The organism is Streptomyces sp. NPDC054840 (assembly GCF_053611065.1).
This window is the reverse complement of sequence record NZ_JBSGZP010001150.1, coordinates 1-1,137: the sequence shown is the minus strand read 5'-3', so window position 1 is coordinate 1,137 and position 1,137 is coordinate 1. Positions and strand designations below refer to the sequence as shown.

1 protein-coding gene is annotated in these 1,137 nt (G+C 76.1%); it reads right to left on the bottom strand.

Annotated features, from left to right (window positions below; genetic code table 11):
• Positions 1-1,137 (bottom strand): dTMP kinase (gene tmk, locus ACWGIU_RS38275; protein ID WP_453712755.1); only part of this gene is annotated, 1,137 nt, incomplete at both ends.

The window sequence follows — 1,137 nt, the reverse complement described above, 5'->3', positions numbered from 1 at the left end:
CGCCGCTGCTTCTCCAGTCGCCGCTCCTCGGCCTCGGCCCGCAGCCGGGCCTCCTCCTCGGCCTGCCGACGCAGTCGCTCGGCCTCCGCCGCGCGTGCCTTCTCCTCGGCCTCGGCGCGCAGCCGCTCGGCCTCGGCCCGCGCCCGGGCCTCCTCCTCGGCGCGCAGCCGCTCCTCCTCCGCCTTCCGGGCGGCTTCGGCCTCTGCCCTGATCCGCGCTTCCTCGGCCTCGCGGGCCAGCCGTGCCTCCTCCTCGGCGCGCAGCCGCGCTTCCTCCGCCTTGCGCGCCGCCTCTTCCTCGGCCCTGCGCCGGGCCTCCTCCTCGGCGAGGCGCCGCGCCTCCGCCTGGGCGGCCACTTCGGCCTCCGAGAGGGGGAGCATCCGGTCCAGGCGGTGCCGTACGACCGTGGTCACCGAGCCCGGGTCCTGGCCCGCGTCGACCACGAGGTAACGGCCGGGGTCGGACGCGGCGAGGGTCAGGAAACCGGACCGCACCCGCTGGTGGAACTCCGCCGGCTCCGACTCCAGCCGGTCCGGCGCCTCCGTGAACCGCTCGCGCGCCGCCTCCGGCGACACGTCGAGCAGCACGGTCAGGTTCGGGACGAGCCCGTCGGTGGCCCAACGCGAGATCCTGGCGATCTCCGTCGGGGAGAGGTCGCGGCCGGCGCCCTGGTAGGCCACCGAGGAGTCGATGTAGCGGTCCGAGATGACGACCGCGCCGCGCTCCAGGGCCGGGCGCACCACCGTGTCCACGTGTTCCGCCCGGTCGGCGGCGTACAGCAGTGCCTCGGCGCGGTTCGACAGACCGGCCGAGGAGATGTCGAGCAGGATCGAGCGGAGCCGCTTGCCGACGGGGGTCGCCCCGGGCTCCCGGGTCACCACGACCTCGTGGCCCTTGCCCCGTATCCAGTCGGCCAGCGCCTGGACCTGGGTGGACTTGCCGGCTCCGTCGCCGCCCTCCAAGGCGATGAAGAACCCGGTGGCGGACGGCGCCTGGACTGGCTCTCCGCCGCGCAGCGCCTCGCGCAGGTCCCGCCGCAGCGGGACGCCCCGCCGGTCGTCGGCCTTCGTGAGCACCACCACGGCGACCGGCAGCAGCAGGGCGCCGACCAGCATCAGGGTGAACGCGGCGCCGCCG